At 66.5% G+C, this 20409-nt stretch carries 20 protein-coding genes; 8 read left to right on the forward strand and 12 right to left on the reverse strand.

Going from position 1 to position 20409, the window contains the following annotated elements; translation table 11 throughout:
- The first annotated feature begins 3 nt into the window (after positions 1–3).
- Positions 4–543 carry a DUF3558 domain-containing protein gene (locus tag BN972_RS20300; protein WP_036361787.1) on the forward strand — a complete coding sequence of 180 codons (540 nt, stop codon included), beginning with the start codon at positions 4–6 and terminating at the stop codon, positions 541–543.
- Positions 544–568: 25 nt separating this feature from the next.
- Here the strand turns inward: BN972_RS20300 and BN972_RS20305 are convergent, their stop codons facing one another.
- Positions 569–1180, reverse strand: coding sequence for a TetR/AcrR family transcriptional regulator (locus BN972_RS20305; protein WP_036361790.1), 612 nt, complete (start codon positions 1178–1180; stop codon positions 569–571).
- A gap of 67 nt (positions 1181–1247) precedes the next feature.
- On the opposite strand from BN972_RS20305, the gene BN972_RS20310 reads away from it, so the two are divergent.
- On the forward strand, positions 1248–2078 hold the full coding sequence (locus BN972_RS20310; protein ID WP_036361794.1) for an alpha/beta fold hydrolase: 831 nt from the start codon (positions 1248–1250) through the stop codon (positions 2076–2078).
- An 8-nt stretch (positions 2079–2086) separates the two neighbouring features.
- On the opposite strand, the gene BN972_RS20315 is transcribed toward BN972_RS20310, so the two are convergent.
- Positions 2087–3043 carry a dipeptidase gene (locus BN972_RS20315; protein ID WP_036361796.1) on the reverse strand — a complete coding sequence of 319 codons (957 nt, stop codon included), beginning with the start codon at positions 3041–3043 and terminating at the stop codon, positions 2087–2089.
- A 41-nt stretch (positions 3044–3084) separates the two neighbouring features.
- Between BN972_RS20315 and BN972_RS20320 the strand changes: the two genes are divergently transcribed.
- Positions 3085–3843 carry an SDR family NAD(P)-dependent oxidoreductase gene (locus BN972_RS20320; protein ID WP_036361798.1) on the forward strand — a complete coding sequence of 253 codons (759 nt, stop codon included), beginning with the start codon at positions 3085–3087 and terminating at the stop codon, positions 3841–3843.
- A gap of 7 nt (positions 3844–3850) precedes the next feature.
- Here the strand turns inward: BN972_RS20320 and BN972_RS20325 are convergent, their stop codons facing one another.
- The 6 genes from BN972_RS20325 to BN972_RS20350 are packed head-to-tail and all read right to left on the reverse strand — an operon-like array spanning position 3851 to position 10109.
- Positions 3851–4495 carry a MarR family transcriptional regulator gene (locus BN972_RS20325; protein ID WP_036361801.1) on the reverse strand — a complete coding sequence of 215 codons (645 nt, stop codon included), beginning with the start codon at positions 4493–4495 and terminating at the stop codon, positions 3851–3853.
- Positions 4492–4917 (reverse strand): Zn-ribbon domain-containing OB-fold protein, encoded by a 426-nt coding sequence (locus tag BN972_RS20330; protein ID WP_036361806.1) that lies wholly within the window; start codon positions 4915–4917, stop codon positions 4492–4494. Before BN972_RS20330 ends, BN972_RS20325 begins: the two co-directional genes overlap by 4 nt.
- Complete coding sequence (locus BN972_RS20335; protein ID WP_036361809.1) at positions 4914–6077, reverse strand: thiolase family protein; 1164 nt, start codon at positions 6075–6077, stop codon at positions 4914–4916. The genes BN972_RS20330 and BN972_RS20335 overlap by 4 nt, the downstream gene beginning before the upstream one ends.
- A 15-nt stretch (positions 6078–6092) precedes the next feature.
- Positions 6093–6422, reverse strand: a complete 330-nt coding sequence (locus tag BN972_RS20340) for a hypothetical protein (RefSeq protein ID WP_036361812.1) — start codon at positions 6420–6422, stop codon at positions 6093–6095.
- 1 nt (position 6423) lies between these two features.
- The gene (locus tag BN972_RS20345) at positions 6424–8757 is read right to left on the reverse strand and encodes a CaiB/BaiF CoA-transferase family protein (protein ID WP_036361815.1); all 2334 of its coding nucleotides are present in this window, start codon (positions 8755–8757) and stop codon (positions 6424–6426) included.
- 2 nt (positions 8758–8759) lie between these two features.
- Positions 8760–10109, reverse strand: a complete 1350-nt coding sequence (locus BN972_RS20350; protein WP_036363508.1) for an amidohydrolase family protein — start codon at positions 10107–10109, stop codon at positions 8760–8762.
- A 225-nt stretch (positions 10110–10334) separates the two neighbouring features.
- Between BN972_RS20350 and BN972_RS20355 the strand changes: the two genes are divergently transcribed.
- Together BN972_RS20355 and BN972_RS20360 are read left to right on the forward strand one after the other, a co-directional pair.
- The gene (locus tag BN972_RS20355; RefSeq protein ID WP_036361817.1) at positions 10335–11312 is read left to right on the forward strand and encodes a LacI family DNA-binding transcriptional regulator; all 978 of its coding nucleotides are present in this window, start codon (positions 10335–10337) and stop codon (positions 11310–11312) included.
- An 84-nt stretch (positions 11313–11396) separates the two neighbouring features.
- A complete protein-coding gene (locus BN972_RS20360; protein WP_036361819.1) occupies positions 11397–12851 on the forward strand; it encodes an aldehyde dehydrogenase family protein in 1455 nt (484 codons plus the stop codon).
- 37 nt (positions 12852–12888) lie between these two features.
- Here BN972_RS20360 and BN972_RS20365 read toward each other — a convergent pair whose 3' ends face one another.
- From BN972_RS20365 to BN972_RS20375, 3 genes are read right to left on the reverse strand one after another with little or no spacing between them, the layout of a single operon-like run.
- Positions 12889–13296 carry a Zn-ribbon domain-containing OB-fold protein gene (locus BN972_RS20365; protein WP_036361822.1) on the reverse strand — a complete coding sequence of 136 codons (408 nt, stop codon included), beginning with the start codon at positions 13294–13296 and terminating at the stop codon, positions 12889–12891.
- Between the two features lie 2 nt (positions 13297–13298).
- Positions 13299–14507 carry a thiolase family protein gene (locus BN972_RS20370; protein ID WP_036361825.1) on the reverse strand — a complete coding sequence of 403 codons (1209 nt, stop codon included), beginning with the start codon at positions 14505–14507 and terminating at the stop codon, positions 13299–13301.
- A 31-nt stretch (positions 14508–14538) separates the two neighbouring features.
- Positions 14539–16758, reverse strand: a complete 2220-nt coding sequence (locus BN972_RS20375; RefSeq protein ID WP_036363511.1) for an acyl-CoA dehydrogenase — start codon at positions 16756–16758, stop codon at positions 14539–14541.
- A 144-nt stretch (positions 16759–16902) separates the two neighbouring features.
- On the opposite strand from BN972_RS20375, the gene BN972_RS20380 reads away from it, so the two are divergent.
- Positions 16903–17490 (forward strand): TetR/AcrR family transcriptional regulator, encoded by a 588-nt coding sequence (locus BN972_RS20380; RefSeq protein WP_036361828.1) that lies wholly within the window; start codon positions 16903–16905, stop codon positions 17488–17490.
- On the opposite strand, the gene BN972_RS20385 is transcribed toward BN972_RS20380, so the two are convergent.
- Complete coding sequence (locus BN972_RS20385; RefSeq protein WP_036361831.1) at positions 17474–18076, reverse strand: TetR family transcriptional regulator; 603 nt, start codon at positions 18074–18076, stop codon at positions 17474–17476. The genes BN972_RS20380 and BN972_RS20385 overlap by 17 nt on opposite strands.
- A 17-nt stretch (positions 18077–18093) precedes the next feature.
- On the opposite strand from BN972_RS20385, the gene BN972_RS20390 reads away from it, so the two are divergent.
- Both BN972_RS20390 and BN972_RS20395 read left to right on the forward strand, forming a co-directional pair.
- Positions 18094–19173 (forward strand): DUF1214 domain-containing protein, encoded by a 1080-nt coding sequence (locus BN972_RS20390; RefSeq protein ID WP_036361835.1) that lies wholly within the window; start codon positions 18094–18096, stop codon positions 19171–19173.
- Complete coding sequence (locus tag BN972_RS20395) at positions 19170–20345, forward strand: sulfotransferase family protein (RefSeq protein WP_036361837.1); 1176 nt, start codon at positions 19170–19172, stop codon at positions 20343–20345. Before BN972_RS20390 ends, BN972_RS20395 begins: the two co-directional genes overlap by 4 nt.
- Positions 20346–20409 lie beyond the last annotated feature (64 nt).

A 20409-nucleotide genomic window follows, 5' to 3' on the forward strand; every position in this document is an offset into this window, starting at 1 on the left:
GAGATGTTCTGGTACCGCCGCTACCTCGTGCTGGCATTGTTGCCGCTGGTGACCGCCTGCTCCGGTGGTTCATCCGAGGCGACCGGCCCTTCGTCGCCGTCATCGACCACCACCACGAAGCAGGCCAAGCACGGACCGTTCTTCCCCGAGTGCGGCGGCGTGACCGACCAAACCATCGCCGAACTCACCGGTGTGGCCGGACTTGTCTTGACCGCCCGCAACCCGGTGGGGTGTCAATGGCTGGTCAATGGCAGCATCGACGGACCCTGGTTCTCGTTCAGCTGGTTCCGCGGCAGCCCGATCGGGCGTGAACGCAAGAACGAGGACCTCAGTCGCTCGTCGGTCAGCGACATCACCGTCGACGGGCACAGCGGTTACATCGCGGTAGCCACCGATCGGCTCGGCACCCGCCTTTGCGACGTCGGCATTCAGTATCAGGACGACTTCTTCGAGTGGTCGATCCAGTTCGTCAGGAAGCCGTTTCCCAACCCGTGTGACATCGCCACGGAACTCTCTCGCAGGACGATCGCAACAGTGAAGTGACGAGCAGTTGCAGTAGCCGGCGGCCCTATTCGCGGTCCTCAAGCATCCCGTCGATCAACCGGTGCAGCACCTGCCCGATCTCCTTGCGGGCGCGCTTTTGATCGTCGGCGGTCGCGATGGCCATGGCCGCCTCGTCGAGCGCGCCGATCAGCACGGTGGCCAGCGGGCGCACCGGCACCTTCCCGAGCTGACCGGCCTTGATTGCCTCGGTGATCAGTTGTTCGGTCATCCCGAGGCTGTAGCGCTGGGCGACGTCCCGGAAGGCGGCCCAGCCCAGCACGGCGGGCGCGTCCAACAAGATCAACTGCCGCACTTCGGGATCACCGGATACCTCCAGCCAGGCGTCGACCGCCGACCGGATCATGTCAGCGGGCATCACCGCACCGGACGCGGCCACCAAGCCTGCCATCCGGGCCATCACGTCCTGCTCCACCGCCTCCACGACATCGCGGAAAAGTGTTGCCTTATCAGTGAATTGGTGATACATCGCGCCGCGGGTGACGCCGGCCTCCTTCGCGATCTCCGGTGTCCCCACGTCCGCATAGCCGCGTTGGCCGAAAAGTTTGCGCGCAGCCGTTATCAGCGCTTCGCGGGTTGCCGCGGAACGCTCCTCTTGCGTGCGCCTCTTAATTTCCATACAACCTGTTGGTAACTTACGAACAGACAGACTGTTTGTAACTATATATCTCTAGTGGGAGTGATCAATGCCAACGATCGACATTAGCGCCGGAATCATTCATTTCGAAGCAACGGGACCCGAAAACGGCAGGCCCGTCGTGTTCGTGCATGGATACATGATGGGCGGACAGTTGTGGGGTCCGGTAAGCGAGCAGCTGGCCGGACGCGGTCTGCGCTGCATCGCCCCCACCTGGCCGCTGGGCGCACACCCGGCACCGCTGCGCCGCGGCGCAGACCGGACCATTACCGGCGTGGCAGGCATCGTGGCCGAGGTACTCGCCGCTCTCGACCTCGAGGACGTCGTCCTGGTCGGCAACGACACCGGCGGGGTGGTGACCCAACTGGTCGCCGCACATCACCCGGACCGCCTCGGGGCACTGGTGCTCACCAGTTGCGATGCGTTCGAGCACTTCCCGCCGCCGATCCTCAAGCCGGTGATCCTGGCGGCCAAGTCGAAGTCGTTGTTCAAGACAGCGATCCAGACGATGCGCGCGCCCCTCGCCCGCCGGCGCGCCTACGAAGGTCTGGCGTACACCGACATCGACGACCTGACCCAGATCTGGGTGCATCCGGCTTTGTCCGACCCGGCCGTCGCCGAAGACCTTCGCCAGCTGACGCTTTCACTGCGCACCGAGGTCACCCTGGACGTCGCTCGCCGGTTGCCCGGGTTCGATAAGCCCGCACTGATCGCCTGGTCCGAGGATGACGCGTTCTTCGAACTCCAGGACGGACGCCGACTTGCGGCGACCATCCCGAATGCCCGGCTCGAGGTCATCGCAGGCGCTCGGACCTTTTCGATGGTCGACCAACCGGACCGGCTCGCCGATCTGCTGTCGTCGGTCGCGGTGCGCACCTAGTCCCGGGGCTAATTGCGCCAGGCGCGTTCGGCCACCCGAAGAAAGTTCCGGCCCAGCACCGCCGCGATGTCGTCAGTGCGCCAGCCGCGCCGCCCGAGATGGTCCGCGAGCATCAGCAGCGTCTCGGGCGGCATCCACTGGATGGTGCCCCAGCGGGTGTAGCTGTCGTCGAACAGGTGCGGGTTTCGGGTGAACTCTTCGACGAAATCGGCGTAGTCGAAGGAATAGTCGCTGCTGATGCCGACGTGGTCGATGCCGACCAGGTCCACCGCGTACTCCAGATGCCGAGTCATGGCCTCAAGGGTGGGGGTGTTGGGGCCGAGGAAGATACCGACACCCGTGATGCCGATGACTCCACCGGTGGCTGCGCATGCCCGCGCCTGTTCGTCGGTGATGTTGCGCGGGTGGTCCCAGACGGAACGCATGCAGGAGTGGCTGTAAATCACTGGGCCGGTTGACACTTCACACATGCCCAGTCCGGTCCGGGCGCTGCAGTGCGAACCGTCTGGAACAATACCCACGTTGTTCAGCTCCGCGACGATCGAACGGCCCCAGCTTGTCAAGCCGCCGTCCTGGGTATCCAGACAGCCACTGCCGGCGCGGTTGGCGTGGTTGTACGTGGGCAGCAGGGTTCGCACCCCCAGCTCGGCCAATACCGCCAGGTTGTCCAGGTCGTCGTCGACGGGGCGTGAGTCTTCCAGGTCGAAGACCACCGCGGTACGGTCCACGCCCGCAATGGTTTCCACGTCCTCGGCGGTGGCCGCCAGCTCCAGGCCGGGATGAGCCTGCACGGCACCGCGGAAGTGGTGCAGTAGCGCCACGGTGTCGTCGAAACCGTGCGGGGAATAGCCAGCATTGACCGACAGCAATGCGCCGCCGCGCCGCTGATACCGGGCAAGCGGGTCGACTTCGGCGCCGGCCTGCAGGGGCAGGCAGGTGTGCTGATCCCAGAGCAGTAGCGCCATAACTACCGATACTGCCCGATCGCCGGGCTAACGTTCTCCTCATGTCCGAGGTGACGACGTTGCAAGGCCGACGAATTCTGGTCACCGGTGGCGCCACCGGTATCGGCGCGGCCGCGGTCGCCGCGCTGACCGAGGCGGGCGCTCAGGTCGTCGCGACGTATCACCGGACACCCCCGCCGGACGGACTCGAGGCGACGTGGCTGCAGTGCGACGTGCGCGACGCCGACGCGGTTGCGTCGATGGTGCATACCGCCGCCGAACACCTGGCCGGACTGGACGTGCTGGTGAACGCCGCCGGACTGTGGCAGCCCGGCATACCGGGTTATATCGGCGCCGATGAGATCTCGTTCCTGTTGGACACCAATGTGAAAGCGACCATCCTCACCAACCAGGCCGTCTACGGCGTGATGAAGGGCAAGGGCGGTCGGATCATCAATTTCGGGTCGTCCGAGGCGGTGATGGGCAGCCCGATCTCGGCCGTCTACGCCGCGACCAAGGGTGCGGTACAAGCCTGGACACGATCGGCGGCTCAGGCCTGGGCCGCGGACAAGATTACGGTGAACGCGCTGGCGCCGGCCGTGCAGACGCCGGGGGCCGACCGGTTGCGAGACTTCCTCGGTCCAGAGGCGGGCGCCCTGATCGACCAACAACTCAAGACGCGGATTCCGCTCGGGGGCGCACTCGGCGACCCGGGGCGAGACCTGGCGCCGGTGCTGGTGTTCCTGGCCGGCTCCGGCTCGGGCTTCATCACCGGCCAGTTGCTGGCCGTGGACGGCGGCCTGATCATGGTGGGCGGCTGACGCTGGGTCAGCCGGTCCCGCGGCGGCGGATCTGCCCCTTCGGTCGTCTGACCCGTCGTACCGGGTCTTGTGTTGTGCCCGTGGCGATCTCGTCCCGCAGCTGCGCGATGTTGGAGATCTCGGCGTACAGACCCCGGATGGCGTAGTCGAGCACCGCGAGCGAGTAACGCTGATCGGGATCGTCAGGGATGCCGAGCTCGCGGGACCGCTGTCTGGACCACAGCGCTTCGTCCAACCGGGCTCGCGTCGCCTCGAGATGCCGATCCAGGGTGTCGACCACGCGTTCGGGGTCCTCACCGCGGGCCAGCCAGGTTCGCAGGATGACCGGGTGCTTGATGACCACCTGGTCCTCGCCGGGGAAGTGCTGCACCCAGCGGCGCAGCCCGTCGACACCCGACTCGGTTGTTTCGTACAGCGTGATCGCCCGCTTGCCGGCCTGGGCTTGGATCTCGCCGACCATGCCCCGCTCCAGCAACCGGTTCAATTCGCGCCGCACGTGACTGACCGACGGCGACCAGTAGAAGTGGCCCACCGACAATTCGGCGCGCATCTTGATCTCGCCGGCGGTGAGTTGCTCGTCGTTGGCCGCCAGCACGCCCAGCACCAGGTAGGCCGTCACCGGCAGACCGTCGGTGGTCTGGCGGGGACTCACGGCGACCTGGTGAAGTAGGGCAGCGTGAGATCGTCTGTCAAGACTCGGAATTGCACGCGCACCCGCATACCGATCGCCACCTCGTCGGGCGCGACATCGATCAGGTTGGTCAGCATCTGATAACCCTCGTCCAAGGTCACGATCGCCGGTGCGTAGGGCGGTTCAAATTCCGCGGTCACCGGCCGGTAAACGATTGTCCAGCTGTAGATTTCGCCCTCTCCGGCACTGGGCAGCCAAATCAGGTGAGCAGACAGGCAGTACCGGCAGTGCTCGGTCGGCGGGAAGTTGGCCGCACCGCAGCCTTGGCAGCGTTGATATTTCAATTCTTCTGACCGGCAGCCGTCCCAGAATGGCGCACTGAGGTGGCCGGCGGCGTGTGGGACGGCACCGGTTTGCGGTCGCAGCGGGTCTGCGGCGTTCACCGTGGCTCGTCTCCGAGTAGCAGGACCGTGGTGAACAGGGCACCCGCTCCCCCGTTACTGCACAGGGCGACATGGGCATTCGGGACCTGCAGTTCTCCCGCATCGCCCCGCAGCTGGGTGACGGCGCGAACGGCCCGCTGCATCATTTGTGGGTTGGCGCCGGCGTGGCTGAACGACATGGTTCCTCCGTCCGTGGTGATCGGATGACTGCCCCCGATATCGATGTGGCCGTCGGCGACGAAGGGTCCGCCTTCGCCCTCGCCGCAGAAGCCGAATGCCTCCAACTGGCGGATGATCTCGAAGGAGAACGGGTCGTAGAGTTCCAGCACATCCACGTCATCCCGGCACAGGCCCGCGTGTGTGAACGCCCGGTCGGCGGCGCGCCGGCCGACCACACCGTTGACGTGGTCACCGCGGCGGCCCACCAGATCCCAGGCGGGCGGGTGCTGATACGACGGCCCGTGGAAATCCGCACCGCTGCCCAGAATGTAAATGGGTTTCGCCGAGCTTTGGGTCTTCGCCAGGTTGGCCACCACCAATGCGCACCCACCTTCGGATGTGGTTGCGCAGTCGAGAAGATGAAACGGATCGGCGATGGGGCGGGATGCGGTGATGTCGTCCGGCTGAAACGGACCGCGTTGGTAGTAAACGGCTTCCGGGTTACGGGAGCCGTTGTTGCGGATGGTGGCGGCGACGATCGACAGTTGTTCGCGCGTGGTGCCGTAGACGTGCATGTGCCGGCGGGCGATGAGCGCGAACTCGGCGGCGGTGAACATGCCCCACGGTGCGACGAATTCGTTCTCCGGTCTGGTCCACGGCGCCGTGGCCTCGTGGTCGCGGTACTCGCCGGCCTGCGCTGCGACCAGCACCACCACATCGGCCATGCCGTGTTCGATCGCCGTGGCGGCCTCGGTGATCATGCCGACCCCGAAACCCAGCCCCTGCCAGGCCGGTCCGATCCGCAGGTCGTAGATCAGCGCGGTGGACATCGGGCCGGCGCTGACCCCGTCTACGTCGTCAAGGGTCAGCCCCGCGTCGTCGAGGGCGCCGCGAATGGCCTGAACCGCGAGGCTGCGTGAGGTCTCGCCGTCCAACCGGCGACCCTGCCGGGTGTTGTACACACCGACAATGGCGGCGGTGGGCTTGATCGTGGGGCTCACTTCGCTCCTGTACCTTCAGTTTTCGTCTGCGACGACGCCGAGATAGGTGCCTACGACGTCATAGTCACGGCCGCTCCGGGCAACGCGCCCGATCATTCGGGACCGGCCGTCGGCGGGTGAGTCTCCGGCCTCGACAACGTCGATCCGCACATCAACCGGCCGCGCGGTCTGCGGGTCGGTGATTTCGACAAGCATCGCGACGGCTTGTTGGTCCTCGTCCCATTCGACACCGGTGATGCGGTGCCGCGCGGTCAGTTCCAGCACCACCGAATTCTGGCGTAGCAGAAAGCGCACGGGAGCACACAGCTCGCCCGGGCGGGGCGGGACGCACAGCGTGACGGCCATCTCAGAGTCCCGCCGGCCGCGATGCGGTGACGCCCGAGGCCATCAACGCGGCCAGTTGTGCTGCGCTGTAACCCAATAGGCCGGTCAACACCTCGCCGGTGTGCTGACTGTACAGGGGCGCGACCCGGCGGATCCAGCGCCGCGGTTTGCCGACGAACGCAAAAGGCATGCCGGTACACAGAAATGAACCCGCGGCCGGGTGGTCTACCCGTTCCCAAAAGCCCCGAGCCAGCAGTTGTGGGTCGGTGAGCAGGTCAGCCGGTGGTTTCACCGGTGCGGCGGCCACGCCACAGGCGCGCAACGCGTCGACGGCGTCGGCCACGCCGCGGCGCGCGGCCCAGTCCGCGATCAACTTGTCGCGTTCGTCGGCCCGATCTCGCCAGGAGGCCTCGTCGGCGTCCAGGTCCGGCCGGTCGATCAGTTCGGCCAGGGCACGACGGCCCGCATCGTCCGTCGCGGCCAGGGCAACCCACCGGTCCTCGCCCTGGCAAGGGAAAATGCCCTGCGGTGCCGCCCCGGGTCCTCGATTCCCATTGCGACGCAATTCGATCCCGTTGCGACAGTATTCCACCAGCATCTCCGCGGCGACGTTGAGTGCCGCTTCCGCCATCGTCGACTCGACATGCACACCGATCTCGTCCCGGTCGCGGATGACCAGCGCCGCAACGGCGGCGAAGGCGGCGTGCAGTCCGGCGATCGGGTCGCACACCCCCCGCGGGATGAGGGGCGGCCCATCGGCATGTCCGGTCATCCAGGCCATTCCGGTGGCCTGCTCCATGGTTTGGGCGAACCCCACCCGGTCGCGCCACGGCCCGTCGAGCCCGAATGCCGGCATCCGGACCATGACCGCGCGCGGATTGGCCGCGTGCACCGCCGCCCACTCCAAACCGAAATTCTCCATCACCCGAGGCGAAAAGTTTTCGATCACGAGATCGCTTGCGGCAATGAGATCGAGCGCCACAGTGCGGCCGACGTCGGTGCTCAGTTCCACACTGGTCCCGCGCTTGTTGTTGTTGCTGCACAGGAACACCGGGCCCCATTCCCACCACTGTTCCCAGCTGGGCGGGCGGCCCGCGGAGAACCGCATGCCGTCGGGGCGACGCACTCCCTCCACCTTGATCACGTCGGCGCCGAGGGCACCGAGGAATTGGGTGGCGAACGGTCCGGCCCAGAAGGCGGTGAAGTCGGCGACGCGGATGTCGGACAACGGAAGTGCTTCGGCGGCGGCGGGGTTGGGCTGGTGGGGTCGCGGGGGCCACTGCACGGTGCCGGTGTCGGCACCGAGCTCCGGCGCGCACCCGGGGGGTTTGGTCGCGATCGCGTCGCCACGGTAGGGCACCCGCGGTTGCAGAACGCCGAGTGGGGATTCGACGAATACACCGCGGTGCACAAAGTGGTCGACGGTGGGCAAGGCGGCTGGGGTGGCGATGGGTGCCACCGGGATTCGGAAGGCGACCGCCAGGTCCACGATCTCCTGGGTGGTGCGTCGCTGCGTCCATTCGGTGACCATGCCGAGGAACTCGTCGCGGCGGGCGATGCGACCGTCGACGGCCGCCAGTTCCGGGTCGTCGATCAGCTCAGGCCGCTCGATCAGCACCAGAAAGTCCTGGAACTGTTGCGCGGTGATGGTGCAGAAGCCGACCAGCCCGTCGGCCGTCGGAACGATCGACGGCAGTTCCAAGCTGCGAGAGTTCATCACGGAGTCGGGCCCCATCACGCTGGCTGACATGGCGGGCAGTCCGCCCATCGCGATCGCCATCGCCTCATACGTCGACACGTCGATGATTTCGCCCGCGCCCCATCGTCGGGCACGACGCGCCGTCGCCGCGGCGACGGCCGCCGCGAAGGTTCCGGCAAGCCACTCGCCGAGCCGGCCGCCCGCTTGGACGGGTTCGTCGCCCGGCCAGCCCCGGCTCGCGATTGAACCGGACAGAGCCTGCAGGATGAACTCGTTGGCGACCACCTGCTCGTCGATGTATGGTCCCGTCGTCCCGAACGGCGTCACGGCCACCACCACGGCCGCCGGCCCGGTTTGGGCCGTGATGCGGTCCAGCGTCCACCCGTCGGTCAAGTCGGTGAGCACCACGTCCACACCGGCGAGCAGGGCCGCCGGGTTCTGGTCGACCACCGACTTCTTGCCCGCGGCAAGGTAATCGAACAACGCTCCGGGCGGTCCGCCGCCGGCCGACCAGTGCCGCAGTGAATCACCCTGTGCTGATTCGATTTTCACAATCTCGGCGCCCGCGTCGGCAAACATCTTCCCGGCGTATGCCGCCGCGATCCCGTTCGACAGTTCGAGCACCCGCCAGCCGTCGAAAGCTGCCCGCGGTGTCACTTTCAGTTACCCAGGGTGGTCGCGCGTCCGGCAATCCCCGGCGCCTCCACCGTCACCGGCTTGGCGCCCTGCGCCTGTAGGGCGAACTGAGTCATCCGGGTCCAGGCGTCCCGGTCGCGCTGGCTGGCCTGGTGGCCGACGTGCGTCACCACGTCCACGTCGGTAGCCTGGCTGCGCAGCCGGCCGGCGCGGGCCTGTTCCTTGGGGATGTGCCGGAAGGGGTCGAAAGAATATGCAGCCATGGCGTTTTCGTGGGTGATCTTGTCGATCACGGCGTCGTCGAGATGGCCCATCGTCTCGATCACGTCTTCCGGCGCGAACGGCCAGTTGCTGTCGGAATGCGGGAAGTCGGACTCCCAGCACAGCATGTCCTCGTTGAACCAGTCCATGTTCTGCACGCCGACCTTGTCGCTGATGAAGCAGGTGTAGAAGTGCCGCCGGAACACGTCGGCGGGACCGCGGTAACCGCGCGGGAACTTGGCCATGGTCCAGCCCGAATGCCGGTTGTAGACATGCTCGGCCCGCCACAGGAAGTAGGGCATCCAGCCGACATCACCCTCGGTGAGTGAGAATTTCAGCTCCGGGAAGTCGGCCCAGAACTCCGCCCAGATCAGCTCGGTGAAGGTGAACATGCTCATCATCGACGAGGCGGTCATCATCACGCTGGCCGGTGCGTCCATGGACACCATCGGAGATCGCGAGGCCGAGCCGACGTGGGTGCACAAAACGGTGTTGTTGTCACATACGGCCTCGAACAGGGGATACCAATACCTGGTGTGAATGCTGGGCATCTGCAACGCTTCCGGATTCTCCGAGAATGTCACCGCGTGACAGCCCTTGTCCGCCAGCCTTTTCACCTCTTTGGCCGCTTCGTCCACGTCGTAGAGCGGCAGGACGCCGCACGGGATGAACCGTCCCGGGTAGGCGGCACACCACTCGTCGACGTGCCAGTCGTTGTAGGCCTTGATCATCACCAGGTTGACGTCGCGGTCCGGGCCCTGGTTGAGCACCTGGCCGGAGAAGCCGGTGAAATTCGGAAAGTTCAGACCGGCCAGCTGCCCGCCGGCGTTCATGTCGCGGACCCGCTCGTCGACGTTGAAGCAGCCCGGGCGCATCTCGTCGTAGCGTGAGGCGTCGACGTTGTACATCTCCCGGGGTTTGCCCGCGACGGCGTTGAGACCCATGTTCCGACCACGGATCTCCCCGTAGTACCACTGCTGGATGCCGTCGGGCTCGATGACCACCCGCGGGGCGAGGTGCTTGTACTTCGCGGGCACGTGCGCCTCGAACATGTCCGCCGGCTCGGCGATATGGTCGTCGACGCTGATCAGGATCAGATTGTCTTTGTCCATCTCCCGCACCCCTTTTTCCGCAGACTAGTAGACAATGATTTCGATTGCGGTGTCAACGGAGTTACGAGGTAGAACGCATGTGCTGAACGGACTAGGCGGCGCCCGATTACAGACTATTAGTCATTCACTCCGAAAATCCGGTGCGGCCCGAGGACGGGGTATTGCGCGCTGCGGCGCGAGGGCGCGTGCCACCATGAGGCATCACGGCGCCCGGAAGGTGACGAGTTGAGCGGGGACAAAGGTGTGCGGCCCACCACCGCTGACGTGGCTCGCCTGGCGGATGTCTCGACCGCCACCGTCAGCTACGTGCTCAACAACGCCGAGGGCCGTCGGATCTCCGCGCAGACCCGGGAAGCGGTGAACCGCGCCGCGAAATTGCTCGGTTACCGCCCGAACATGGCGGCCCGCAATCTAGCCCGTGGCAAGAGCGGCGTCGTTCTTTTCGTCGTGCCGCACATCGCGGTGGGCGACATGCCGATCCAGGCCGGTTCCCGGATGACCACGGAGCTGGCGCGACTGGGTTTGTTGCAAGTGCAGATCTTCGAGACCGAGGACAACCACCACGTGGTCGACGCCATCGAGAATCTCGACCCGGTGGCGGTGACCAGCCTCTTTCCGCTCAGCGAGGCCGCCGCAAGCGCGGTGAAAGCCGCGGGCATCCCCTACGTCGAAATCGGGACACTGCCCGCCCTCGGCGACCCGCACCTCGCCGTCGGCGAAATGCGGGTGGCACACCTCGTGTCGCGTGGGCACCGGCAAATGGCCTTCGCCTACGGCGGCAGCCCCAAGTGGCGCGCGCTGGGTGACTACTGGTTCGACGGCGTCTCTCGCGCCGTCGAATCACGAGGCCTGCCACCGGTATTCGTCGCCGAGATCGCGGTGGACAACGCCGCGGAGGTGGTCCGGGGATGGGTCCGCGACGGCGTCACCGCGGTCTGCGCGCAGAGCGACGACATCGCCTGCGTCGTCCTGTACGGCATCCATGCGGCGCGACTTCGGTGCCCGCAGGACCTGGCGGTGATCGGGGTGGATGCCAGCCCCATGGGTGTGGTCAGCACACCGCCGCTGACCTCGGTCGAATTCAATCCCCGCGCGCTGGCCGACGCGGCAATCGCCGAACTCTACGAGAAGCTGGGATATCCGTCCCCGCCGTCGCCCGACATCACCGATATCGCTTGGGTCGTGGTGCGCTCGTCGACCTGACGGCGCGCAACGCCGGCTCTGGACATTGATTGGTTAAGCGCATAACCTCGCCATGACGAGGTAGCTACTCAAGGAGGAGTACGAATGGCGGTCCAGGCTGTTTTGGACGAGATCCGCGAACGACCCGGCACCGGTGAAACGATCGCGGTAGTCGATCCCGCCACCGAAGAGCAGGTCACCGAGTTCAAGGACTGCGGTCCCGAAGCCGTCGAGGACGCGGTCAAGCGCGCGCGGGAATCCTTTGAGTCAGGCGTGTGGCGGGACAAGCCGCCCAGCGAGCGGGCCAAGATCCTGTGGCGGGTCGGCGAGTTGATCGACCAGAACGCCGAACTGCTCGCCGAACTCGAGTCGCTGAACGCCGGCATGACCCCGCTGCAGGCCCAGGGCACCGTGACGGTGGGGTCGGAGTTCTTCCGGTACTACGCCGGCTGGTGCACGAAGATCGAAGGCATCGCGGCCGACGTCCACACCGGGGGCCTCACCGGCATCGACTCACACCAGCACGCCTACACCCTCAAAGAGCCGTACGGCGTTGTGGGCCTGATCTTTCCGTGGAACGGACCCGTCTTCAACTTTTGCGCCAAGCTTGCGCCCTCGCTGGCGGCGGGATGCAGCAGCGTGGTCAAACCCGCAGAGGAGACTCCGCTCTCAGCGCTGGTGCTGGACAACATCCTGCACGAAGCGGGCGTGCCCGAGGGGGTGGCGAACCTGCTGCTGGGCTACGGCCACACCGCCGGTGCGGCCATCACCGCGCACCCCGACGTCGAGAAGGTCGCCTTCACCGGATCCACCGAGGTCGGCCGCGCGATCGTGCACGCCGCGGGTGACAGCAACCTGAAGAAGGTCACCCTGGAACTGGGCGGCAAGTCGCCAGTGGTGGTATTCGACGACGCCGACCTGTCCAAGGCCGTCCCGATGGCGGCCTTCGGCACCTTCATCCACTCCGGTCAGGCATGTGTGTGCGGTTCGCGAATCTTTGTGCAGCGCGGCATCTTCGACCAGTTCGTCGAGCAGCTGGCCAAGGTCGCCGACGCCCTGCCCCAGGGCGGTCCCAAAGACGAGGGCAGCCTGATCGGCCCGCTGATCAGCCAGAAGCAGCTGACCCGCGTGTTGGGGTACCTGGAGCAGGGCCGCAACGACGGCGTCGAGGTTGTCACCGGCGGGAATCGCGTGGACCGCAGGGGCTACTTCATCCGCCCCACCGTGCTTACCAACGTCGCCACCACCAGCCGGCTTTTCCAGGAGGAGATCTTCGGCCCGGTGGTCGCGGTCATACCGTTCGACGACGAGGACGAGGCGGTGGCGCTGGCCAACGACAGCACCTATGGGCTGGCCGCGACCGCCTGGACCAACGACCTGGGCCGTGCGCATCGAATCGCCAAGCGACTCAAGGCCGGAACGGTCGGCTTGAACTGCCAGATGCAGTTCGACCACTCCATGCCGTTCGGCGGGTACAAGCAGTCCGGGTGGGGGTACGAGTCCGGCAAGGCCGGCCTCGAGACCTACCTGCAGACCAAGATCGTCTGGGCACAGATGTAACTTCTGTTGCATTCCGTTGCGCGAGCAGACGCTCGCCTCAGGCGGGCTCGTAGCGCAGCATCGTGACGTCGTGGTCGGGGTAGTCGAAGAACACCGGGCGTACCCGCATACCGACCCGCAGTCCGTCCGGTTCGACGTTCACCATCTCGGTGGAAAACCTTGGCCCCTCATCCCATTCGACAATGGCCAGCAGTTGCGGAACCGCGTCGGCGAAATGCGGGCTGACCGGCCGGCGTGCCACAGTGTACGAATACAACGTCCCCATGCCGGAGATCTCGCGCCATTCCAGGTCGTCGGCCAGCGTCCGCGGTGCCCGCACCCGGGGGTAGAAGACGTACGCCTGCGCCGACGGTGAGTACTGGATGACGATGCGGTGCTCGGCCAGCGCATCCCAGAACGGCGTGGTGGTGGGTGTTTTGACGGGCATCGGGCGGTCGAAGTTCATCGTCAGTCGCCTTCCAGCACGAGGGCGGTTTGCTCGGAGAGGATTCCGCCGTTGCCGGATACGAACGCCCGGTTGCAGTCGGCGACCTGTGCCGCACCGGCACGGCCCATGATCTGGCGGGTGGCGTCGCAAACGTGATGCATGCCGCCGGCCAATCCGGCCTGACCGAAACCTAATTGGCCCCCGGCGGTGTTGAGCGGAAAGTCCCCGCGGAAGGTGAGGTCATGGCCGGTGATGAAGTCCAGGCCGGTGCCCTTCTCGCAGAAACCCGCGTCCTCGAGAGACAGCATCACGGTGATCGTGTAGCAGTCGTAGATGGAGACCATGTCCATCTGCTCGCGAGTCAGGTCGGTCATGCCGAACGCGGTATCGGCCGCGGCCGCCATCGGCGTGTTCAGCAGGTCTTCGGCGTAGGTGGGGGTTTTGAACGGCACATGCTCGCCGAATCCTTTGATCCACACCGGCCGGCGCCTGGCCCGGCGGGCCAGGTCGGCGTTGGCGACCACGACGGCGGCGCCGCCCACGCACGGCATCACGATCTCCAGCATGTGCAGCGGGTCCGCGATCACCGGGCTGGCCAACACGTCTTCGACGGTGAGCGGCTTGTCCTTCCAAATGGCGCCCTCCGTGTTGTTGGCGTTGACCCGCTGGTCTACAACGAGTTTCGCCATGGCCCGCTCGTCGTACCCGTACACCGCCGCATAGCGTTGCGCCACCTGACCGTAGGGCCCGTTCTGACCGAGGTTTCCGTAGGGAATCTCGAATTCCGCTTGCGGAGAGCCATATTGGTTGCTCGACGAACCGAAGAACATCGCGTCCACGATCGGCCGGGGCTTCTGCTTGGACGACGGGGTGATGTAGCGGGCCGGCAATGCGCACAACACCGCGTCACAAATGCCGAGCTCGATCGCCGCGGCGGCCCGCCACACCATCGCGGCCGCGCTGGCACCGCCGAGATCCACCAGTTCCGCGAATCGGGCCGGCACGCCGAGGTATTCGGCAATGGTGGAGGGCACGAAGATCTGCGACTCGGCCAGATGCGATGCGGCGATGCCGTTCACGACGTCACCCGGCAGGCCCGCGTCGTCGAGCGCAGCCGCGGCCAGTTCGGCCCACTGTTCGAGGACGAACGGCGCGGGCGAGGCCTTGTTCAGGCGCTCCGGTGGCAGTTCGACATACCCGACGATGGCGGCTTCCCCGCGTAATCCCATGTGGTTTCCTCGTTGTCGGCTATGTGGTCGGTTATTTGCGGGGCAGGCCGAGAATCATCTGGGCGATGATGTTCAGCTGGATCTCCCGGGTCCCGCCGCCGATCAGCTCGGCGGGTAGGTGCAGATAGGGTTCCACGATGGCCGGGTCCGAGTCCGCGACCATGGCCAGCCGGCCGGTCAGCTGCAGAGTGGCTTCGAAGGTGCGCCGCAGCAAAACATTCATCGCCACCTTGGCGATGCTGGAGGCCGGCCCGGAGGCCTGGCCATCCAGCAGGCGGATGGTCTCGCGCACACCCAGGGCCCGGATCGCGTTGGTGTAGGCGTCGAGTTCTCCAAGCGCGCGCAGCGTGTCGTCGCGATCCGGCCCCGCTTCCGAAGCCAGGCGACGCAGGGCCGCGGCGCGATCGAACTTCACGTAACCGCTGATCGCCGAACGTTCTTCGGCCATGGTGGCGATGGCCAGATTCCAGCCGCCGACCGGATCACCGAGCAACATCTCGTCCGGCACGAAGACATCGGTCAGGAAAACTTCGTTGAAGTGCGCCTCGCCCGTCGCGGTCTTGATCGGCTGAATTTCTATCCCCGGGGTGCGCATGTCGAGAATGAAGTAGCCGATGCCTCGGTGCTTGCTGGCCGCCGGGTCGGTGCGGGCCAGCAGCGCACCGTAGTCCGCCCGCTGGGCGACCGAGGTCCAGATCTTGTGCCCGTTGATGCGCCAGCCCCCGTCGACCTTGGTGGCGCGGGTGGTCAGCGCGGCGAGGTCGGAACCCGCCGCCGGTTCGCTGAACAGCTGGCACCATGCAATCTCACCGCGCTGCGTCGGCGGTATCAGCTTGTCCTGCAATTCTTTCGATGCCGCCCGCAGCACCGACGGCAGGATCCACTCGGCGATGCCCAGCGACGGGCGGACCAGTTCGGGGCGCTTGGCGAACTCGTCGTCGATGATGAGCTGCCGCAGCGGACCGGCGTCCAGTCCCCACGGCGGCGGCCAGTGCGGTGCGATCAGGCCGGCTTCGGCGATCAGGGTGCGTTGCGGTCCGGTTTTGAATTCCTCGTAGTCACCCTGACGCCCCGGTTGAGGATTACTCAATTGCATTGCCGTGTCCAGGGTTTGGGCCACCCAGGACCGGAACTGCGCATCCGCGTCACCCAGGTTCACCGACATGTCCCGCTGCTGGGTGCAAGTCAGCTGCCCCAGCCGCCGGGCCCAGCGGTTAGCCTGACCGATCGAGGCGGCCAGGCTGATCGCGCGCCGCCAGTACAGATGCACATCGTGTTCCCACGTGAAGCCGATAGCGCCGAACATCGTCAGGGCATCCAGCACCAGGTCGGGCACTGGTGAGATGGCGATCACCGCCGCGCCGGCGGCCGCTATCCGGTGCTGCTCGAGCGATTCGTCCTGGGCGCGTACCGCGTCCCAGGCTGCCGCGGTGGCCAGTTCGCTGTTGATCAGCAGCATCGCGGCGCTGTGCTGCAGCGCCTGGAAGGTGCCGATCACCTTGCCGAACTGCTCGCGGATGCGCAGGTGTGCCGTGACGGCTTCGACACACCATTGGGTGATGCCAGCCGTGGTTGCCGCCACCAACCCCACCACGACGCACTCGGCCCGGTGCGGGTCGATGCCGACCAGGACTCCCTCGGCACGGTGGTCGGTCAGGCGCAGCCGGCCGACATCGGTCACGATATCGGTGCCGTCGACGGCTTCCACTGCGGCCGTGGGGCTTTCAGGGTGCGCCAAGGCCCACACCAGGTCGCCGTCCGGGCCAACCGCGGCGACCAGGATCACCTTCGCCGAACACACGCCCGCCGTGAGGTCCGAGGCACCCGAAATCACCCAGCCGTCACCGGCGGGCCGGGCATGAAACTCCCCGTTGCCGGGCAGCACGACCAGCGCGGGCCGACCGGAGGCCAGTTCGCGCAGCAACGCCTCCCGGGGCGGTGTCGGAACCGCTTGCAGCGCAACGGCACCCGCGGCCACCGTCGGGAGCAACGGGCCCGGCAGCAGCGCCTTGGCGGCCGCTTCCAGCACACATGCACTGTCGATCAGTCCGCCGCCCTGCCCGCCGACGCTCTCTGGCAGATGGACCGCGTGAAATCCGGTTGCCACCAGGGCATCCCACCAGGCCGGCAGGTCGCCCCGGGCAAGCGCGTCGAAGCTCTCCCGCGTCGCGGCAACCGGAGCATGCCGGGCGGCGAACTGCCCGACGGCATCGGTGAGCTCCTGTTGCTCGGCCGTCAATCCCAGGGTCATCGGCGTGCCCACTGCGAAGGCCGCCCAAGAGTGCTGTGCTTCGCCCCCACCGGCTGCTATCCTTTCGGCCTTACAAGACGAACCGTCTCGTCTTGTGGCAGGGTAACAAGCCTGCCGCATCGAAGTCGAACGGGACCACCCCAGATGCCACCGGATCAAACCCAGGCGAACTCGCCGCGCCGCCGCAGCGAGAAGTCCCGCACGGCCATTGTGACCGCGACCCGCGAGTTGCTACTCGAGCGGGGTTTCGACGGCCTGACCATCGAGGCGGTGGCGGCCCGGGCCGGCGTGGGCAAACAGACCATCTACCGCTGGTGGCGCAGCCGGCCCGCGCTCGTCGCCGACGTCATGCTCGAAGACGCCGACCGGATCCTGGCGACGATGAACCATACCGGTGATCTCGCCGCCGACGTCGTCGAATGGGTGGGCAAGCTCGCCTCGACGCTGACAACCGCCCGCGGCGCCGCGATGCTGCGCACCCTGACCGTCGCCGGCATGGAGCACGAGGACACCGCGGTCAAGCTCCGAGCGGGATTCAGCAAACCGTTGCACGACAGTGTCCGCACCCGGCTGGTCGCCGACGATATCGACGACGAGACCGCCGAGTCCGCTGCGGATGCGATCGTCGGCGGCGTCGTCTATCCGATCCTCTCGGACGCCAAACGGTATTCACGCCGGCGGGCCGAATTGACCACCCGGATCATCATCGATGCGCTCACCCGATCGAGATGACCGCCAGCCCGGCACGCACCCGCTCCGGTAGCGAGCCGCCATGGCTCAACCAGTCGTCCAGCGCGATCCGGACGGTGGCCATCGCCAGTGCGCCGATCAGTCGGGGCCGCGGATCCAGCGGCGCCAATTCGGGTATGCGCGACGCTACGAGGTCCGCGATCGCCGCCTCGTAGCGCACATAGATGTGCAGCGTCCAGGCGTCCAGGGTCTCCGATGACCTGGTGAGCGTGGCCAGTTCGCGTATCTGGTCCTCGATCTCGGCGAAGCCGTCACCCAGTTCGCCAAAGGCCGCGACCACCGCCTCGCCGGCGGACAGGCCTTCCGGTTGGTGGGCCAGCGCCGTGGTGATCCGCTCCAGCCACTGGACATTCACCCCTTCGGCGACGGCGTCCTCCTTGGAGTTGAAGTAGCGAAAGAAAGTCGCACGTCCGATCGCGGCGGTCTCGGCGATCCGGTCCACCGTCGCGCCGGCCAGGCCGACACTTCCCACCAATTGCGCCGCGGCCGCGGCAATGCGCTGCCGGGTCGCAGCGCGCCGTTGCTCGACAAGAGATTGCCGCGAAGTGCTGGCTATTGGATGAGACATAGTCTAAGTATGAGACTATGACTCAAGCCGAGGCGCCGCAGGCCCTGGCCTCGTGGCGGTTCTTCCAGGAAATGTTGGGCAACGTCACCAACGTGGTGATTGAGGACGCCGAGTCGGACCGGGAACTCGCCGAAGGGTTGCGGGTGATCGCGCGCGTGAGCTCGCTGTGCGCGCAGCTGTCCGTGGAAGCCGACCCGGATCAGCCATGGTTCTTCGACATGTGTTCGCCCACGCGGATGATCGGCGGCCCGAATCCGGACGGCAATTACTACCTCGCCATGATCCGCGGTGACCGCCGATACCGCATCACCGGCACCCGCGGGACCAGCGCCTATCTCGGCATTCAGATCCTTGCCGGCACCGGGCTGACGCCGCGACGCATGGCCGGATATCTCAGCGACGCCGACCTGGTCTTGCACTCGGGCGATTTCGAGCTGGTGCTGGCCACCGAGGAGCCGGCCGACAGCGGCGGCGCGCAGTGGCTGAAGATTCCGCAGGACGCCTCGTCGGTGGTCGTCCGCGAGTACATCGGCGACCGCGCGTCCGAGCAGTTGGCCAGCCTGCACATTGAGGCACTCGACCCAGACCCCGTGACACCGCTGACCGACGCGGTACTCGCCGAGCAGTTCACCGCGATGGCCTGGTCGCTGATGAAGCTCACGACACTGCACCGCACGATCAAGCCGGAGCTACTCGACAACCCCAATACCCTGCTCACCGCCGAGGCCGCTGACTTGGGCGCGGCCGACACCACCCCGGACAACCTGTACATGATCGGCACCTTCCGCCTCGACCCGGACGAAGCCCTGGTGCTCGACATCGCCCCGCCGGACACCCGGTATTGGAACGTCACCCTGGAAAGCATCTGGCATGAGTGTCTGGAGCCGCCTCGCCGGCACAGCTCGGTGACCAACCGTGCCGTCACGCCGGACCCGGACGGCCGGGTGCGCATCGCGATTGCCGCCGAGGATCTTGGCTTGGGCCATTGGCTCGATACCGGGGGCCGGCATCGCGGGTTTGTGGTGCTGCGGTGGTTGGACAATCCGGCCGCGCCCGATGTCGAGGTGTCCGTGCGCCGGCGGGCTGCACAGCAATGACCGCGCTGCAGGACCGGTTCGCCCCGGAACGTTTGATCGCCACCGCGTGCGAAGAGGCCGGTTCCGACGACTTCGGCGACGACGGCTGGCAGCCCGGACTGGAGTTGCTGGTCGACGGACTGCTCAACGAAGCGAGGCTGTCAGCCATCGGGGTGGAGATCGCCCATCTCGATCTCATGCGCGCCCTGAGGAACCGCCTCGACGTGATCGCTTGGCGTAAACAGCATCCGGAGGTCGCCGCCAAGGGCATCGACGCGCCGATTTTCATCGTCGGCCAGCCCCGCACCGGGACGACGATCCTGTTCGATCTGCTGGCCCAGGATCCCGACCTGCGCGCGCCGCTGACCTGGGAGGTCGACGCGCCGTGTCCGGTACCGCAGCCGGCGACCTACCACGACGACCCCCGCATCGCCGTCACTCAAGCCAGCATCGAGATGTCCGAGCAGATCATCCCTGGTTTCCTGGCGTTCCACCCGATGGGCGCACTGGTCGGCCAGGAGTGCGTCCGCATCACCGCCAGCGAGTTCACCAGCATGATCTTCTCGGTGCAGTACCGCCTGCCGAGCTACTACCGCTGGCTGCTGAACGACGCCGACCACGCCGGCGCCTACCGCTACCACCGAATCTTCTTGCAGCACCTGCAATCCGGCGTGCCGGGACAGTGGCTGCTGAAATCGCCGGCGCATCTGTGGCAGCTCGATGCGTTGTTCACCGAGTATCCCGACGCGCTGATCGTGCAGACGCACCGCGACCCGCTGAACGTCATCTCGTCGATCGCCGCGCTGACCCACCACCTGCGGCGGATGGGTAGCGACGAGTCCGAGATCGCCGAATGTGCGGCGCAGTCCTACGAGGAGATCGTCGTAGGCCTCGAGCGCGAGATGGCGCTGCGGGACAGCGGCAGAATCCCGGTCGATCGCGTGATCGACGTGCACTACGCCGATTTCATCAACGACCCCTGGACCACGATCGGCGGCATCTACCGCAAGTTGGGCCGCGAGCTGCGGCCCGACACCGAAGCGCGGATGCGCGACTTCTTGGCCGCCCACCCCGGCGACGGCGGTCGGGGTCGATACACCTGGTCGGACACCGGCCTGGACGCCGACGAAGTCCGCGACCGGGTGCGCGCCTACCAGGACCGCTACGCGGTGCCCACCGAGCAGCTGCGCTGACCGTCCGAAGACGGGCGAAAATTCGAGCTGAGTTCTCTCCCACAAAACGTGACGAACGACATAG

It is taken from the genome of Mycobacterium asiaticum DSM 44297, from assembly GCF_000613245.1.
Lineage (GTDB): Bacteria > Actinomycetota > Actinomycetes > Mycobacteriales > Mycobacteriaceae > Mycobacterium > Mycobacterium asiaticum.

What these genes read in the sequence shown, in the direction of transcription:
- BN972_RS20320 (WP_036361798.1), top strand. Translation starts at nt 3,085, where the DNA reads ATGTCCGAGGTGACGACGTTGCAAGGCCGACGAATTCTGGTCACCGGT.
- BN972_RS20395 (WP_036361837.1), top strand. Translation starts at nt 19,170, where the DNA reads ATGACCGCGCTGCAGGACCGGTTCGCCCCGGAACGTTTGATCGCCACC.
- BN972_RS20305 (WP_036361790.1), bottom strand. Translation starts at nt 1,180, where the DNA reads ATGGAAATTAAGAGGCGCACGCAAGAGGAGCGTTCCGCGGCAACCCGC.
- BN972_RS20370 (WP_036361825.1), bottom strand. Translation starts at nt 14,507, where the DNA reads ATGGGATTACGCGGGGAAGCCGCCATCGTCGGGTATGTCGAACTGCCA.
- BN972_RS20360 (WP_036361819.1), top strand. Translation starts at nt 11,397, where the DNA reads ATGGCGGTCCAGGCTGTTTTGGACGAGATCCGCGAACGACCCGGCACC.
- BN972_RS20340 (WP_036361812.1), bottom strand. Translation starts at nt 6,422, where the DNA reads ATGGCCGTCACGCTGTGCGTCCCGCCCCGCCCGGGCGAGCTGTGTGCT.
- BN972_RS20380 (WP_036361828.1), top strand. Translation starts at nt 16,903, where the DNA reads ATGCCACCGGATCAAACCCAGGCGAACTCGCCGCGCCGCCGCAGCGAG.
- BN972_RS20315 (WP_036361796.1), bottom strand. Translation starts at nt 3,043, where the DNA reads ATGGCGCTACTGCTCTGGGATCAGCACACCTGCCTGCCCCTGCAGGCC.
- BN972_RS20390 (WP_036361835.1), top strand. Translation starts at nt 18,094, where the DNA reads ATGACTCAAGCCGAGGCGCCGCAGGCCCTGGCCTCGTGGCGGTTCTTC.
- BN972_RS20350 (WP_036363508.1), bottom strand. Translation starts at nt 10,109, where the DNA reads ATGGACAAAGACAATCTGATCCTGATCAGCGTCGACGACCATATCGCC.
- BN972_RS20300 (WP_036361787.1), top strand. Translation starts at nt 4, where the DNA reads ATGTTCTGGTACCGCCGCTACCTCGTGCTGGCATTGTTGCCGCTGGTG.
- BN972_RS20365 (WP_036361822.1), bottom strand. Translation starts at nt 13,296, where the DNA reads ATGAACTTCGACCGCCCGATGCCCGTCAAAACACCCACCACCACGCCG.
- BN972_RS20375 (WP_036363511.1), bottom strand. Translation starts at nt 16,758, where the DNA reads ATGACCCTGGGATTGACGGCCGAGCAACAGGAGCTCACCGATGCCGTC.
- BN972_RS20385 (WP_036361831.1), bottom strand. Translation starts at nt 18,076, where the DNA reads ATGTCTCATCCAATAGCCAGCACTTCGCGGCAATCTCTTGTCGAGCAA.
- BN972_RS20310 (WP_036361794.1), top strand. Translation starts at nt 1,248, where the DNA reads ATGCCAACGATCGACATTAGCGCCGGAATCATTCATTTCGAAGCAACG.